At 37.9% G+C, this 15,157-nt stretch carries 11 protein-coding genes; 10 read left to right on the forward strand and 1 reads right to left on the reverse strand.

What is annotated here, in order from left to right; all coding sequences use genetic code 11:
• The first annotated feature begins 52 nt into the window (after nucleotides 1-52).
• The 7 genes from KYH19_RS22315 to KYH19_RS22345 all read left to right on the forward strand — a co-directional run bounded on the left by KYH19_RS22315 (nucleotide 53) and on the right by KYH19_RS22345 (nucleotide 8,487).
• Nucleotides 53-571: a WcaF family extracellular polysaccharide biosynthesis acetyltransferase gene (locus KYH19_RS22315; RefSeq protein WP_255562495.1), complete on the forward strand. Its 519-nt coding sequence runs from the start codon at nucleotides 53-55 to the stop codon at nucleotides 569-571.
• 1 nt (nucleotide 572) lies between these two features.
• Nucleotides 573-1,418: a glycosyltransferase family 2 protein gene (locus KYH19_RS22320; protein WP_219076845.1), complete on the forward strand. Its 846-nt coding sequence runs from the start codon at nucleotides 573-575 to the stop codon at nucleotides 1,416-1,418.
• 17 nt (nucleotides 1,419-1,435) lie between these two features.
• Complete coding sequence (locus KYH19_RS22325; protein WP_219076846.1) at nucleotides 1,436-2,647, forward strand: WcaI family glycosyltransferase; 1,212 nt, start codon at nucleotides 1,436-1,438, stop codon at nucleotides 2,645-2,647.
• Nucleotides 2,648-2,686: 39 nt separating this feature from the next.
• Nucleotides 2,687-4,000 (forward strand): UDP-glucose/GDP-mannose dehydrogenase family protein, encoded by a 1,314-nt coding sequence (locus KYH19_RS22330; protein WP_219076847.1) that lies wholly within the window; start codon nucleotides 2,687-2,689, stop codon nucleotides 3,998-4,000.
• A gap of 4 nt (nucleotides 4,001-4,004) precedes the next feature.
• Nucleotides 4,005-4,988 carry a UDP-glucuronic acid decarboxylase family protein gene (locus KYH19_RS22335; RefSeq protein WP_219076848.1) on the forward strand — a complete coding sequence of 328 codons (984 nt, stop codon included), beginning with the start codon at nucleotides 4,005-4,007 and terminating at the stop codon, nucleotides 4,986-4,988.
• 330 nt (nucleotides 4,989-5,318) lie between these two features.
• Entirely contained in the window at nucleotides 5,319-6,710 is a 1,392-nt protein-coding gene (locus KYH19_RS22340; protein WP_219076849.1) for an undecaprenyl-phosphate glucose phosphotransferase, read from the forward strand.
• Nucleotides 6,711-6,891: 181 nt separating this feature from the next.
• On the forward strand, nucleotides 6,892-8,487 hold the full coding sequence (locus KYH19_RS22345; protein WP_219076850.1) for a gliding motility protein RemB: 1,596 nt from the start codon (nucleotides 6,892-6,894) through the stop codon (nucleotides 8,485-8,487).
• Nucleotides 8,488-8,710: 223 nt separating this feature from the next.
• On the opposite strand, the gene dxs is transcribed toward KYH19_RS22345, so the two are convergent.
• Nucleotides 8,711-10,639: a 1-deoxy-D-xylulose-5-phosphate synthase gene (dxs, locus tag KYH19_RS22350; RefSeq protein ID WP_219076851.1), complete on the reverse strand. Its 1,929-nt coding sequence runs from the start codon at nucleotides 10,637-10,639 to the stop codon at nucleotides 8,711-8,713.
• 237 nt (nucleotides 10,640-10,876) lie between these two features.
• Here dxs and KYH19_RS22355 point away from each other — a divergent pair, with 237 nt between their 5' ends.
• The 3 genes from KYH19_RS22355 to glmS all read left to right on the forward strand — a co-directional run bounded on the left by KYH19_RS22355 (nucleotide 10,877) and on the right by glmS (nucleotide 14,943).
• Complete coding sequence (locus KYH19_RS22355) at nucleotides 10,877-11,620, forward strand: ScpA family protein (protein ID WP_132395381.1); 744 nt, start codon at nucleotides 10,877-10,879, stop codon at nucleotides 11,618-11,620.
• A 62-nt stretch (nucleotides 11,621-11,682) separates the two neighbouring features.
• Nucleotides 11,683-12,954, forward strand: a complete 1,272-nt coding sequence (gene glyA / locus KYH19_RS22360; protein WP_219076852.1) for a serine hydroxymethyltransferase — start codon at nucleotides 11,683-11,685, stop codon at nucleotides 12,952-12,954.
• 150 nt (nucleotides 12,955-13,104) lie between these two features.
• A complete protein-coding gene (gene glmS / locus KYH19_RS22365; RefSeq protein ID WP_219076853.1) occupies nucleotides 13,105-14,943 on the forward strand; it encodes a glutamine--fructose-6-phosphate transaminase (isomerizing) in 1,839 nt (612 codons plus the stop codon).
• Nucleotides 14,944-15,157 lie beyond the last annotated feature (214 nt).

Genomic DNA, 15,157 nt, shown 5'->3' on the forward strand with positions numbered 1-15,157 from the left:
CTAAATTTAAATTATGCATAATACGGATACAGTAACTGGCCCATCTTTTTCCATGAAAAATAGGTTAGCAAGGTTGGTATGGGGAATTGTAGCTTTATTTTTGTTTAAATTAAGTCCAAAGCCATTTCACCAATGGCGTGTTTTTCTGTTGAAATGTTTTGGTGCCAAAATAGGAAAGGGTGTACACGTATATCCTGGAGTAATCATTTGGGCACCCTGGAATATTGAATTAGGTGATGAATGTGGCATTGCCAGTGGTGTAAATTTGTATAGTCAGGGTAAAATTACCATTGGCAAAAGAGCCGTTATTTCTCAAGGTGCACACCTTTGTGCAGGCACACACGATTATACCTTACCAGGATTTCCACTTATTGCCATGCCCATTGTGATTGGCGATCAGGTATGGGTGGCTGCAGAAGTTTTTGTACATCCCGGCATAACTATATCAGAAGGAGCAGTAATTGGTGCCAGATCGGTGGTAACTAAAAATATGCCTGCCTGGACTGTTTGTTCCGGTCATCCTTGTAAACCAATTAAAGAAAGAGTATTTCACTCCTCAATTAAATCTTAAAATGTTATCACCTAAGCTAGATCTTACTATTGTTATTCCGGTTAAAAACGAAGAAAGGAATTTATCTGGATGCTTACAGGCAATTGGTAAAGAGCTGGCGCAAAAAATCGTAATTATTGATTCGGGCAGTACTGATGAAACGTTATCTATAGCTAAAGCCAACAATATAGAAGTAATCGACTTCAAATGGGATGGGAAATTTCCTAAAAAACGCAACTGGTATTTGATGAATTATGCCCCGGCAACAGAATGGGTTCTCTTTTTAGATGCAGATGAATATATCACCCCATCATTTAAGGAAGAATTGCGCCGGGTTTTAACTTCGCAAAGTAATATGGCTGGCTATTGGTTAAATTATACCATTTTTTTTATGGGTAAAAACCTACGGGGAGGGTATCCATTAAAAAAGCTCGCCTTATTTAAGGTTGGCGCAGGCTTATATGAAAGAATTGATGAAGAGCACTGGAGCCAACTGGATATGGAAATTCATGAGCATCCGATATTATCCGGGCCAGTTGGTGAGATTAAGGCTAAAATTGATCATCAGGATTTTAGAGGAATAAGTCATTATTTAAAAAAGCATAACGAATATGCAAATTGGGAGGCTTCGAGATATCTAAAATCTGCAGATCAGCAGGATTTAAGAAAGAGCTGGACATTTAAACAAAAACTGAAATACAGGCTTATGCGTAGTGTATTTATTGGCCCGGTTTATTTTTTAGGTAGTTTTATCTTGATGGGAGGCTTCTTAGATGGAAAAAGAGGGTTATCATTTGCGATGCTAAAAATGGCCTACTTCAACGAAATTTATTGTAAAATCAGAGAAGCACAAGAGGCCAAAAATTAGATCTAATAGATTTTTAAATGAGGATATTAATATATGGCATTAATTACAGCCCTGATTTAACCGGTATAGGGAAGTATAGCGGTGAGATGGGGAAATGGTTAGCGGGGCAGGGCCACAATGTTTCAGTAGTTACCGCAGTACCCTATTATCCACAATGGCAGATTAATGCAAAATATAAAGGCAAATTATGGCATAGTGAAATAATTGATGGTGTTAAAGTTTACCGATGCCCTTTATATGTGCCAGCAAAGCCAACAAGTTTAAAAAGAATGCTGCATGATGCAAGTTTTTTGATCTCATCTTTTTTTGTTTTTATTAAACTTTTATTCCTTCCAAAATTCGATGTGGTAATTACGGTTGCACCACCATTTCATTTAGGGTTAGTGAGTTTGTTTTACCGTTTTTTCAAAGGCTCAAAAATATTATACCACATACAGGACCTGCAAGTGGATGCGGCTAAAGAATTAGGTCTGATTAAATCAAAAATCTTGCTTTCTGTACTAATCAAAATCGAAAGATTTATTATTAAAAAAGTGGATCATGTAAGCAGTATTTCTGAAGGAATGATATTTAAAATCAGACAAAAAGCAGAAAGACATATAATAGAATTTCCAAACTGGGTAGACCTTAAAAATTACTATCCGGTTGCCAATAAGGCAGCGCTAAAATTACGATGGGGTTATGAAGCAGCTAATAAAATTATTCTATATTCGGGCAACATTGGCGAAAAACAAGGATTGGACGGGATTTTAGCTGTTGCTAAAAAGTTTATTGACAGGCCAAATGTTAAATTCCTGATCTGCGGTACGGGCGCCTATAAACCTAAACTGGTGGATTTGGCAAGGCAAATGAATCTCCATCATGTAGATTTTTTGCCGCTTCAGGAAAATAATGTATTTAATGATTTTTTAAATATGGCAGATATTCATTTAATTCTTCAGAAGAAAGATGCAAGTGATTTAGTTATGCCATCTAAACTCACTACTATTTTAGCTGTGGGTGGTTTGGCACTGGTAACTGCAAATAAGGATACTTCCTTATACAAGGTTGTTGCCGAAAATGAAATGGGCTTAATTGCTGCTCCCGAAAATGTAGATGAATTATATCAAAAAATAGAACAGGGCTTGATGATGGATGATTCTGAAATGCGCAAAAAATCGCATATTTATGCGCTGGAAAATCTTTCTATTGATGCCATATTAAAAGACCTCATCAATAATCTTTCTTAAAATCGTTTTAGAAGTTAATCAATTTAAATATTATAAATAATGAAAATAGCTGTAATAGGTACAGGGTACGTTGGTTTAGTAACCGGAACATGTTTGGCAGAAACCGGTAATGATGTTATATGTGTAGACATTAACGAAGCCAAGGTTAAAAAAATGCAGGATGGCGAGGTTCCAATCTATGAACCAGGCTTGGATCTATTGTTTCACCGCAACATTGCCCAGGGCAGATTGATTTTTACTACGGATCTGGCTATGGCAATTAAACAGGCGAAAGTTATTTTTATGGCTTTACCTACGCCTCCGGGAGGCGATGGTGCTGCAGACCTTTCTTATATTTTAGGAGCAGCAAAAGATATCTCTAAACTTGTTACCGAGTATAAAATTATTATCAATAAATCGACTGTTCCGGTAGGAACTGCCGATAAAGTTAAAGCTGTTTTTACTGCCAATACCGATATTGAAGTTGATGTGGTTTCCAATCCTGAATTCTTAAGAGAAGGCGTTGCCGTGGAAGATTTCATGAAGCCCGATCGTGTAGTAATTGGCACCAGGAGTGAAAAAGCAAAAAAAGTATTAACTGATCTGTATGGCCCTTACGTTCGGCAGGGGAATCCCATTTTATTTATGGATGAGCGTTCTTCGGAACTGACCAAATATGCTGCAAACTCTTTTCTGGCAACCAAAATTACTTTTATGAATGAGGTAGCTAATCTTTGTGAACTTGTAGGAGCAGATGTTGATGCGGTAAGAAGGGGAGTAGGATCAGACGACCGTATTGGTAAACGTTTCTTATTTCCGGGGATTGGATACGGGGGCTCATGTTTCCCTAAAGATGTACAGGCGCTTGTTAAAGCTGCAGATGAAAATAATTATGATTTCCAGATCTTAAAATCGGTGATGGAAATCAATGAAAAACAGAAAACCATTTTAGTTGATAAAGTTTTAAAATATTATAAAAACGATATTAAAGGCAAGCACTTTGCGCTTTGGGGATTGGCTTTTAAGCCTGAAACAGACGATGTGCGTGAGGCTCCTGCTTTGTATATTATCGATGCCCTGTTAAAAGCAGGTGCAACGGTAACGGTTTTTGACCCGGAAGGAATGGAAAACGTAAAAAATATGATCGGTGATAAAGTCGAATTTGCAGCTGATCAATATAGCGCTTTAAACAATGCTGATGCCCTGTTAATTGCAACAGAGTGGTCTGTTTTCCGGAATCCTGATTTTGATAAAATTGATACTTTATTAAAAAATAAAGTTGTTTTCGACGGAAGAAACTTATATGATTTGGAAAAAATGATTGATATGGGATATTATTATAACAGTATTGGGCGTAAATTAGTTGAAAATTAAGAGGATGAAGAAAATTTTGATTACGGGTGCTGCCGGTTTTTTAGGTTCGCATTTGTGCGACCGATTTGTTAAAGAAGGCTATTATGTGATCGGTATGGATAACCTCATCACTGGAGATTTATCGAATATTGAACATCTTTTTCCTTTAGAAAACTTTGAATTCTACAACCACGATGTTTCTAAGTTTGTTCATATTCCTGGCAAACTTGATTATATCCTGCACTTTGCATCACCGGCAAGTCCAATCGATTATCTTAAAATTCCTATTCAAACCCTTAAAGTTGGTTCATTGGGAACACATAACCTATTGGGATTGGCGCGCAATAAAAATGCAAGGATGTTGATCGCATCAACTTCCGAAGTTTATGGCGACCCAAATGTTAACCCACAGCCAGAAGAATACTGGGGGAATGTTAATCCTGTGGGGCCTCGTGGCGTTTACGACGAAGCCAAACGTTTCCAGGAAGCCATAACCATGGCTTATCACACTTTTCATGGGGTAGAAACCAGAATTGTCAGAATCTTCAACACCTATGGGCCTAGAATGCGCCTCAATGACGGGCGTGTTTTACCTGCATTTATTGGCCAGGCTTTAAGAGGCGAAGATTTAACTGTTTTTGGTGATGGTAGTCAAACGCGCTCTTTTTGCTATGTAGATGATCTGGTTGAAGGTATTTACCGTTTATTAATGAGCGACTATGCCCAGCCGGTAAACATTGGCAATCCTGATGAGATTACCATCAAACAGTTTTGCGAAGAGATTATTAAACTTACTGGTACCAATCAAAAAATTGTGTATAGGGAGCTGCCACAGGATGATCCAAAGCAGCGCAGGCCAGATATTACCAAAGCAACTGAAATTTTAGGTTGGATACCTAAAATTGGTCGTGCTGAAGGATTAAAAATTACTTATGAATACTTTAAATCGTTACCAAAAACAGCATTGGATAAAATAGAACATAAGGATTTTACGACATATAATCGTTAAGCAAATCTCATAAATTTTTTGAAGCACTTAAATCATTTAATGATTTAAGTGCTTTTATTTTCAACTCCCATCTGTAACCAGGGATTATTAACTTTCCCAATTGGAAATTTTAAGAAGTCTGTTTAGTGTACTGTTGATTAATTGAATCTACTCCTTATATACTTATATCGACTAAAATTGTTCTTATCAATACTCTCTTAAGGGAATAATCTTGAATGATATTATATTAGGAAATTCTTAACAAAAGTGAATTAATTTATATATTAAATAATGTAATTTTTATGTGTTATTTTTGTTTAATAATTTGTTAAGGAATCATCCCAAGAGCCTATGCAAACACGTTACTTATTCATTTTAAGATACATTCTGCCTGTAACAGACCTGATCATGGTCAACATTGTGTATTTTTTTGCTTATCAATTTACTTCTTATATGGGTAGAATGGTAACTTCTGAATTGCAGTTGCATTATGTTGTTGTGTGTAACCTGATCTGGATTGTGAGCACTACTGCTTTCAGTTTGTATTCAGATTATGGGTCAAGGCGGATTGAAAGAATTTATCGCGGAACCTGGAAAAGTGTGGTGTTGCATGCGGTATTATTTTCTATTTACCTTTTCTTTTCGAAGCAAAATGATTTTTCAAGATCGTTCTTAGTGATTTTTTATGGCATGCTAGCCATTTTGTTTTTGGTGAATCGTTTTATTGGTACTTCTTTTCAATTTTTATTATTTAATCATTTACGTGGTGTTAAATCTGTTGCAATTATGGGCAATAATGCTACAGGAATGCAATTGGCTACTTATTTTGAAAAGCAGCGTTATATAGAATTCCGTGGATTTATTAACGATGTGCCTGAAGATTATCTAACCCGCGATGGGCAAATCTCTGAAGTGGTAGGAAGACAGTTCAAAATGGCTGTAGATAAAGGGATTAAAGATATTTATGTAACCATTGCGCCAGAGCGCATGGCTGATATGGCTTTGCTGACAGAGGAAGCAGAAAGGCAATGTGTTCGTTTAAAATTTATTCCTGATATAAGTGGTGCATTATTATCTCCATATACGGTTAGTTATTTAGGTAACGAATTTCCTGTGATTTCATTAAGATCAGAGCCTCTTGAAAAAATTCATAATCGTTTTAAAAAACGTTTAATTGATGTGATATTTAGTGGTTTGGTTATCCTTTTTGTATTGAGCTGGTTATATCCCATTATTGCCATTCTTATTAAAATCCAGAGTAAAGGCCCTGTGTTATTTAAACAGTTAAGAAGCGGCCGGGATGATGAACCTTTTTGGTGCTTTAAATTTAGAAGCATGCAGATGAATGACTTTAGTAATAAAAAGCAGGCGAGTAAAAATGATGATCGTATTACCTCTATTGGTAGGTTTTTACGCAGATCGAGTTTAGATGAGTTACCTCAGTTCTTTAACGTTTTTATGGGACACATGAGTGTTGTTGGTCCCAGGCCACACATGCTGAGTCATACCGAACAATATAAAGGCATTGTAGATCAATTTATGGTGCGCCATTTTTTAAAACCAGGCATCACGGGTTGGGCACAGGTAAACGGTTACAGAGGCGAAACAAAAGAAGATTACAAAATGGTAAAACGTGTAGAACACGACATCTGGTACCTGGAACATTGGAGTGCAATGCTGGATGTAAAAATCATCTTTATGACCGTAATTAATATGGCTAAGGGAGAAGAAAACGCCTATTAAATTAATTTAGGAAATGGTTATTTCGCTTGCTGTTTCATCTCGTGTATAAGCACGCTTTACTACAATAACCTATTTACGCTATTCCTTTGAGTTAACATAAATACATTCCTAATGGATTTGGGTTACTTGTATTCATCAATTGATATAATTTATGTTTCTTTGTGGATATAATTATCCCTGTATGAAGAAAGTTCTACTCCTATTAAGCTTAACTATTGCCACTTTTGGATTAAAGGCCCAATCGGTTTATCAGCCATATTCATTTCAGTTTTATCAAAAATTAAGTTCAGAAATTTATAATCCCGATACGAGGTTACACAGTTCAATGAAACCTTTTTTTATAGATGATAGTTTACTGCAGGATAAAAGTAAACTATTGTTAAGTGTTGGGGTAGATTCAGTTCGCAAATCCTGGGTGTTACGTAAATTGTTTAACGAACATCTGTTTGATATGCAGATGGAAGATTTTACTGTTTATGCCGATTTTCTGCCCGATTTTCAGATAGGAAGGGATGCTTCTGGTAAAAAAAATACTTTTCTTAACACGCGCGGTTATCAGATTGGTGGTACTATAGGCAAGAAATTTTCTTTTTATACTAGTGGTTACGAAAACCAAGGACGTTTTGCATCTTATTATGATAATTATGTAAACACTACAAATGTAGTACCCGGCCAATCTTATGATCGGAGTTCCGGAAAAATAACCAAAGATTGGTCGTATGTAACGGCTACTTTATCCTATACCCCAATAAAATATTTAAATATTACAGCTGGTTACGATAAAACATTTATTGGTGATGGTTATCGTTCTATGCTGTTATCCGATTTTTCATCTCCGTATCCCTTCCTAAAATTAACGGGCAATTTAGGAAATGTACAATATATGGTAATGTGGGCTGCCATGCAGGATCCTGGTGCGCAGAAATTATCTTATGATGCCGGTAACCGGAAAAAAGGCGGGGTTTTTCATTACTTAGACTGGAATGTTAATAATAAGCTATCTATTGGTTTTTTTGATTCTATTGTTTGGGTACAAACAGACAATGCTGGCAACAAAAGAGGTTTCGACTGGGGATATGCTAATCCTATTATTTTCTTAAGGCCAGTTGAAGCTTCAAGTGGTTCGCCGGATAATGCTTTATTAGGGTTTACTTCCAAATATAAATTTGCAAAAGAAGTTGTGGCTTATGGTCAGTTCTCTCTTGATGAGTTTCAGGCTAAAGAATTTTTCTCTTCAAAAGGCAGTGTAAGAAATAAGTATGGCTGGCAACTGGGGATTCGTGGAGCAGACATTTTTAAAGTTACCGGCTTAAATTATCTGCTTGAGTATAATACAGCTAAGCCTTATACTTATTCGTCCAGAACAAGAATTGGTAATTATGCCAATTATAATGAGCCATTGGCACATCCTCTAGGTGCTAACTTTAGAGAAGCTATTGGTTTATTAAATTATTCCTATAAGCGTTTTGATTTTACAGGAGAGTTGATGTATGCCAGGTACGGATTAGATGAAGCAGGACAAAATTACGGTAAAAATATTTTCGAGCCCTATCTTGCATCAATCAAGCAGGAGGGGAATTATACCACGCAGGGTATAAATACGAGTCTTTTTTATGCAGAGGGAAGAGTAGCTTACGTTGTAAATCCGAAATATAATTTACGTTTAGAATTGGGGGGTATACTAAGGCGCGAAAGTAATAGCTTGGGTAAAAATAATACAGGTTTAATTACTTTCGGTTTACGCAGTTCATTCCGGAATTTATATACCGATTTTTAGCAAATCCTATAAAATTTAAAGCTTCAGTTATCTCACTAACCTAGGCTATCATGTTAATTTACATGTCATCCTGATGGTAGGAAGGGATCTTTATTTGTATCGTTGCGATTCTTCGCAATGGCAATTAGCAGAAGAGATTCATTCCATTTAAATTCTTCTGTAATTTATGCCGGTTTTATACAATAAATTAATCCTCAGAATGATAAAAATATAATGGGGCTTACTACCCTGCCATACTATCTGTTGTTCTTTTTATAGCAACTTTTCTTACCGCTTCAATAATTGCATTTTTATCGTAGCCACATTCTGCCCAAAGCTCCGGCTGCTCTCCGTGGTCGATAAACTTATCAGGGATTCCAAGTCTTACTACCTGTGCATTATAGTTATTGTCGGCCATAAATTCCAATACTGCAGCACCTGCCCCTCCTGGTAATGAACCATCTTCAACAGTGATCACATTTTTGTATTTGGAAAATACCTCATTTAATAAAGCTTCATCTAATGGTTTTACAAAACGTAAATCATAATGTGCCGGATGAAAACCCTCGCTATTTAATTCTGTACATGCTTCAACAGCAAAATTACCTACGTGGCCAATCGTTAATATGGCTACGTCTTCACCATCGCAAATTTTACGTCCTTCTCCAATTTTCAACGCTTTAAAAGGTCTCTTCCAATCGGGCATTACCCCATTTCCGCGTGGGTAACGGATTACAAAAGGCCCTATATTTTCTTGTTGAGCCGTAAACATCAGGTTACGAAGCTCTTCCTCATTCATAGGGGAAGAAATGATTAGATTTGGGATACAGCGCATATAGGCGATATCGTAAGCGCCATGGTGTGTTGCGCCATCGGCACCAGCCAGGCCAGCCCTGTCCAGACAGAAAACTACATTTAGTTTCTGGATGGCTACATCATGGATTACCTGATCGTACGCCCTTTGCATGAAACTTGAATAGATATTACAAAAAGGAACCAATCCTTGCGTGGCCAGGCCAGCGGAGAAAGTTACCGCATGTTGTTCAGCAATACCTACATCGAATGCGCGTTTTGGCATGGCTTTCATCATAATATTTAATGACGAGCCCGACGGCATTGCTGGTGTAATGCCTACAATTTTATCGTTAGCCTCAGCCAGTTCTACCATGGTATGTCCGAAAACATCCTGATATTTTGGTGGTTGCGGCTTATCTGGAGTGCTTTTTTTGATTTCGCCTGTAATCTTATCGAATAGACCCGGGGCATGCCATTTGGTTTGGTCTTTTTCTGCCAAAGCAAAGCCTTTTCCTTTTACTGTAATACAATGCAAAAGTTTAGGGCCTGGAATAGCAGATAAATCTTTTATGGTTTGCGCTAAACGTGTCACATCATGACCGTCAACAGGGCCAAAATACCTGAAGTTTAGAGCCTCAAATAAATTACTTTGTTTAAGTAAAGTTCCTTTGATGCTTTTTTCAATTTTTTTTACATACTTATGTGCATTGGGGCCAAGCTTAGAAAGCCCCGCCAGTACATGAGAAATGTCATCGCGAAAACGATTATAAGATTTTGAAATGGTGATGCTGGTTAAATATTCTTTAAGCGCACCCACATTCGGATCGATAGACATACAATTGTCATTCAGGATCACCAGTACATTACTGTTTTCGATCCCTGCATGGTTTAATCCTTCAAAAGCTAAGCCAGCTGTCATGGCACCATCACCAATAACGGCCACGTGCTGCCTATTGGTTTCGCCTTTTAATTGTGAAGCCACCGCCATCCCTAAAGCTGCGGAGATGGAAGTAGAAGAGTGGCCAACACCAAAGGTATCGTACTCACTTTCGGAAATTTTTGGAAAACCGCTAATGCCACCATATACACGGTTGGTATGGAATAAATCCCGGCGGCCAGTTAAAATCTTATGCCCATATGCCTGATGGCCCACATCCCAAACTAACTTATCGTAAGGGGTATTTAAGGCATAGTGTAAGGCTACGGTTAATTCTACCACACCTAAGCTGGCGCCAAAATGGCCACCATTAACACTAACTACATCAATAATATATTGTCGTAATTCCTGGCTTATTTGTACTAAGTCAGCTTCGCTATATTGCTTTAAATCAGCAGGATAGTTAATTTTAGATAATAGGGGGCCAGCTTTTACTTGCATTCGGAATTTAGGGTAAAAAACAAGATACAAAGTAAGGTAAATTTGTTTTAATATAGAAGAGAAAAATACCAGTTTGTTGTAGCGGGTTAAGCGGCTGGGGTTTAGTTGTATAGGTATGGCGATTAGTGTTGAGCGGTTAGGGGCTGGCATTGATCAGCTAGTGATGGCTATGGAGCATTTTTGAATTCCGTTTAGCCTTTAAAGGCCTGAAAATTTTCATTATGTTTGTTACTCCACATGCAGGCAGAAAATTTTGAAATAAAGCTTCCGGTATTTGAAGGTCCCTTCGATTTGTTGCTGTTCTTTATTGAACGCGATGAACTTAATATACAGGATGTGGAGATTTCGAAGATCACGAACGACTTTTTGGCTTACATTCACCAACTCCTTGCCTTAAATGTAGAAGTAGCCAGCGAATTTATTCTGGTTGCTGCCACCCTGATGCGGATTAAATCCAAAATGTTATTGCCGAGGATTGAAGTAGATGAGGTTGGGAACGAAATCAACTCGGAGCAGGACCTTATTGCACGGCTGATCGCTTATAAGCAGTTTAAATCTGCAGCAGAAGAAATGAAGGTTTATGAAGAGGAGCGGTTAAAGCAAAACCAAAGGGGTAACATTGGCTATGATCTTACATTGGCTGCCGCCTCTTCTACAAATCAGGATGAGCTTTTATCACTGGATCTGTATAAGCTGTTAACCGTTTATCACCGGACCATGCAGAAGTATGAGCTGCGAAGTGAAGAAGTTAAACATACTGTAGTCCAATATCCCTATACCATCGAACAGCAAAAACACTTTATTGCCAACTTGCTCGATATCAATAAACAGATCGATTTTGCCCTCGTGCTTAAAAACTCAGAAAATAAAGTGCATTTTGTTTATAATTTCCTGGCTATTTTAGAGATGTTGCAGCAACAAGTTGTAGAGATAACCATTGGGAGCGGCTTTAACAACTTTAATGTGAAAGCATTATCCTAATACGGCCAAAATTAAATTTGAAATCCTTACTTTTGCACAAAAAATACAAACCTAAATATACAATGACACGCGACAACCAAATTTTTGAACTTATCGATAAAGAATTAAACCGCCAGGAGCATGGTTTAGAGCTTATTGCATCAGAAAATTTTGTAAGCAAGCAGGTAATGGAAGCTGCCGGATCGGTACTGACCAATAAATATGCCGAAGGCTTACCTGGAAAACGTTACTATGGCGGTTGCCAGGTGGTAGATGTGATAGAGCAGATTGCTATTGATAGGGCAAAAGAATTGTTCGGCGCGGCTTGGGTAAACGTTCAGCCACATTCTGGAGCACAGGCTAATGCAGCGGTAATGCTGGCTATTTTGCAACCAGGTGATAAAATATTAGGATTTGACCTTTCTCATGGCGGTCACTTAACACATGGTTCGCCTGTTAACTTTTCGGGTAAATTATATCAACCTTTCTTTTATGGGGTAGAAAAAGAAACCGGATTAATTGATTATAAAAAATTAGAAGAGGTTGCTTTAGCTGAAAAACCAAAACTGATTATCTGCGGTGCCTCTGCCTATTCACGTGAGTGGGATTATGCTTTTATCCGTGCAGTAGCTGATAAAATTGGTGCTTTGGTTTTAGCTGACATTTCTCACCCTGCAGGTTTAATAGCAAAAGGATTGTTAGCCAACCCTCTTCCACATTGCCATATTGTAACCACTACAACTCACAAAACTTTACGTGGTCCACGTGGCGGTATGATTATGATGGGACAGGATTTCGAAAACCCATGGGGATTGAAAACGCCAAAAGGCGAAATCCGTTTAATGAGTAACCTGCTCGATATGGCGGTTTTTCCTGGTACACAGGGCGGTCCGTTAGAGCATATTATTGCAGCTAAAGCAATTGCCTTTGGTGAAGCTTTAAGCGAGGAGTACGGAACATACATTAAGCAGGTAGCTGCTAATGCACAGGCAATGGCTAAAGCATTTGTAGCTAAAGGATATGGCATTATTTCTGGCGGTACGGACAACCATTTGATGTTAATTGATTTGCGCAATAAAAACATCACCGGTAAAGTAGCCGAAAATGCTTTAGAGAAAGCAGAAATCACCGTGAATAAAAACATGGTACCTTTTGATGATAAGTCACCATTTGTAACTTCTGGTATCCGTGTGGGGACTGCCGCTATTACTACCCGTGGTTTACAAGAAACCGAAATGGAACAGATTGTTGAATTAATCGATAGGGTTTTAACCAATCCGGAAGATGAAGCTAACCTAAATACCGTAAAAGCTGAAGTGATTAAATTGGTGAGTGCATTTCCACTTTATAAATAGGACAGGTAATTCGATTTAGTGATGATATATTAAAAGCAGTTACATTAATTTGTAGCTGCTTTTTTGATTAAATAAAAAGATCTTTAGCGCTTAATGCTTTAAAACAAACGTTTGTTTTATATATTTACCCAAATTAATTAGATGTAAATTATGTGTGGAATAGTGGGCTATATTGGCTATAGAGAAGCCTGGCCAATTGTACTTAAAGGCCTAAAAAGATTAGAATACCGTGGTTATGATAGTGCGGGGATCGCATTAATGAATGAAAGTGGAGAGCATATTTATAAAAAAGCGGGTAAGGTAGCCGTTTTAGAAGAGTTTGCTAAAGATCAGGATAAGTCTGGAACTATTGGTATGGGCCATACCCGTTGGGCAACCCATGGTGTCCCGTCTGACCGTAACTCCCATCCGCATACTTCAAACAATGGTAAGCTGTCAATTATACACAATGGAATTATAGAAAACTATGCTACTTTAAAAGAAGAGTTAGTTAGCCGCGGGCACGAATTTAAAAGCGATACTGATACGGAGGTACTGATTCACCTTATAGAAGAAATCCAGGGAATTGAAAATATAGATCTTTTGGAAGCCGTTCGTTTGGCTTTGAAGGAAGTGATTGGCGCCTACGCCATCGTAATTATGGATCAGGATCACCCTGATCGTTTAATTGCGGCCAGAAAAGGCAGCCCGATGGTAATTGGTGTGGGCCAGGGAGAATACTTTATTGCTTCTGATGCTACACCGATTATTGAATACACCAAAAACGTAATCTATCTGAATGATAATGAAATTGCGCTGATCACCAAAGATGATCTTTTAGTTAAAAGATTGGATAATGTGGTACAAACGCCATTAATCCAGGAGCTGCAGTTAAAGTTAGAAATGCTGGAGAAAGGTGGTTTCGATCACTTTATGCTCAAGGAAATTTATGAGCAGCCCCGTTCGATTAAAGATTGTATGCGTGGTCGTATTTATCCTGAAGAAGGGAAAGTTCAGCTTGGTGGAATCAAAGAATTTGCAGAGAAATTAAAAAATATAGATCGTATCATCATTGTAGCCTGTGGAACATCGTGGCATGCAGGTTTGGTTGGGGAATACCTGATTGAAGAATATGCCCGTATTCCTGTTGAAGTTGAATATGCTTCAGAATTCAGGTATAGAAATCCGATAATTACTGAAAAAGATGTGGTAATTGCCATTTCGCAGTCTGGAGAAACAGCCGATACCATGGCGGCTATAGAGATGGCTAAAGAACGTGGGGCAACTATTTTCGGAATTTGTAACGTTGCGGGTGCCTCCATTCCACGTTTAACGCATGCGGGTGTTTACACTCACGCTGGTCCTGAAATCGGAGTCGCTTCTACAAAGGCATTTACTGCACAGGTAACGGTTTTAACTTTGATGGCCTTTTATATGGCACAACAAAAAGGAACCATTACTACTTCAAAGCTAATCGAACTTTTAACCGAGCTTGATAATATTCCTGATAAAATCCAGATTGCTTTAGAATCGAACGACCTGATTAAAGAAGTAGCAGAAAAGATTAAAGATTCTACCAACTGTTTATTTTTAGGTAGAGGAAGTGGTTTCCCTGTAGCTTTAGAAGGTGCGTTAAAACTTAAAGAGATTTCCTATATCCATGCAGAAGGATATCCTGCTGCAGAGATGAAACATGGTCCTATCGCCTTAATTGATGAAGAAATGCCGGTGGTTTTTATTGCTACGCAGAATTCATCATACGAAAAAGTGATCAGCAATATACAGGAAGTAAAAGCTAGAAAAGGGAAAGTAATTGCGATTGTAACCCAGGGCGATACCGAGGTGAAAAAAATGGCCGATTATTGTATTGAAATTCCTGATGCCAATGAAGCCTTTTTACCGCTAATAGCAACCATTCCGCTTCAGTTATTATCGTATCACATTGCGGTAATGCGTGGTTGTAATGTAGACCAGCCAAGAAATCTGGCCAAATCAGTAACTGTAGAATAATTTACAACACGACAAACAGATAAAGCAGCTGCATTAATTTGTAGCTGCTTTTTTGATATAATAGGGTTTAAGCAAGCCTTTGTTAACTAAGCCCGATTGAACGGATGCCGTTTTGAACCGTATATTTTTTTATATTGATAAATTAAAACGGCAGGAGGAAAAGCGGGACCGCAGGCTGCCATTTTGCAACAACGCTAACTTTCAAAAAAAATAA

Source organism: Pedobacter sp. D749 (assembly GCF_019317285.1).
In the GTDB taxonomy this organism is placed as follows: domain Bacteria; phylum Bacteroidota; class Bacteroidia; order Sphingobacteriales; family Sphingobacteriaceae; genus Pedobacter.

What these genes read in the sequence shown, in the direction of transcription:
- KYH19_RS22315 (WP_255562495.1), top strand. Translation starts at nt 53, where the DNA reads ATGAAAAATAGGTTAGCAAGGTTGGTATGGGGAATTGTAGCTTTATTT.
- KYH19_RS22320 (WP_219076845.1), top strand. Translation starts at nt 573, where the DNA reads ATGTTATCACCTAAGCTAGATCTTACTATTGTTATTCCGGTTAAAAAC.
- KYH19_RS22325 (WP_219076846.1), top strand. Translation starts at nt 1,436, where the DNA reads ATGAGGATATTAATATATGGCATTAATTACAGCCCTGATTTAACCGGT.
- KYH19_RS22330 (WP_219076847.1), top strand. Translation starts at nt 2,687, where the DNA reads ATGAAAATAGCTGTAATAGGTACAGGGTACGTTGGTTTAGTAACCGGA.
- KYH19_RS22335 (WP_219076848.1), top strand. Translation starts at nt 4,005, where the DNA reads ATGAAGAAAATTTTGATTACGGGTGCTGCCGGTTTTTTAGGTTCGCAT.
- KYH19_RS22340 (WP_219076849.1), top strand. Translation starts at nt 5,319, where the DNA reads ATGCAAACACGTTACTTATTCATTTTAAGATACATTCTGCCTGTAACA.
- KYH19_RS22345 (WP_219076850.1), top strand. Translation starts at nt 6,892, where the DNA reads ATGAAGAAAGTTCTACTCCTATTAAGCTTAACTATTGCCACTTTTGGA.
- dxs (WP_219076851.1), bottom strand. Translation starts at nt 10,639, where the DNA reads ATGCAAGTAAAAGCTGGCCCCCTATTATCTAAAATTAACTATCCTGCT.
- KYH19_RS22355 (WP_132395381.1), top strand. Translation starts at nt 10,877, where the DNA reads ATGCAGGCAGAAAATTTTGAAATAAAGCTTCCGGTATTTGAAGGTCCC.
- glyA (WP_219076852.1), top strand. Translation starts at nt 11,683, where the DNA reads ATGACACGCGACAACCAAATTTTTGAACTTATCGATAAAGAATTAAAC.
- glmS (WP_219076853.1), top strand. Translation starts at nt 13,105, where the DNA reads ATGTGTGGAATAGTGGGCTATATTGGCTATAGAGAAGCCTGGCCAATT.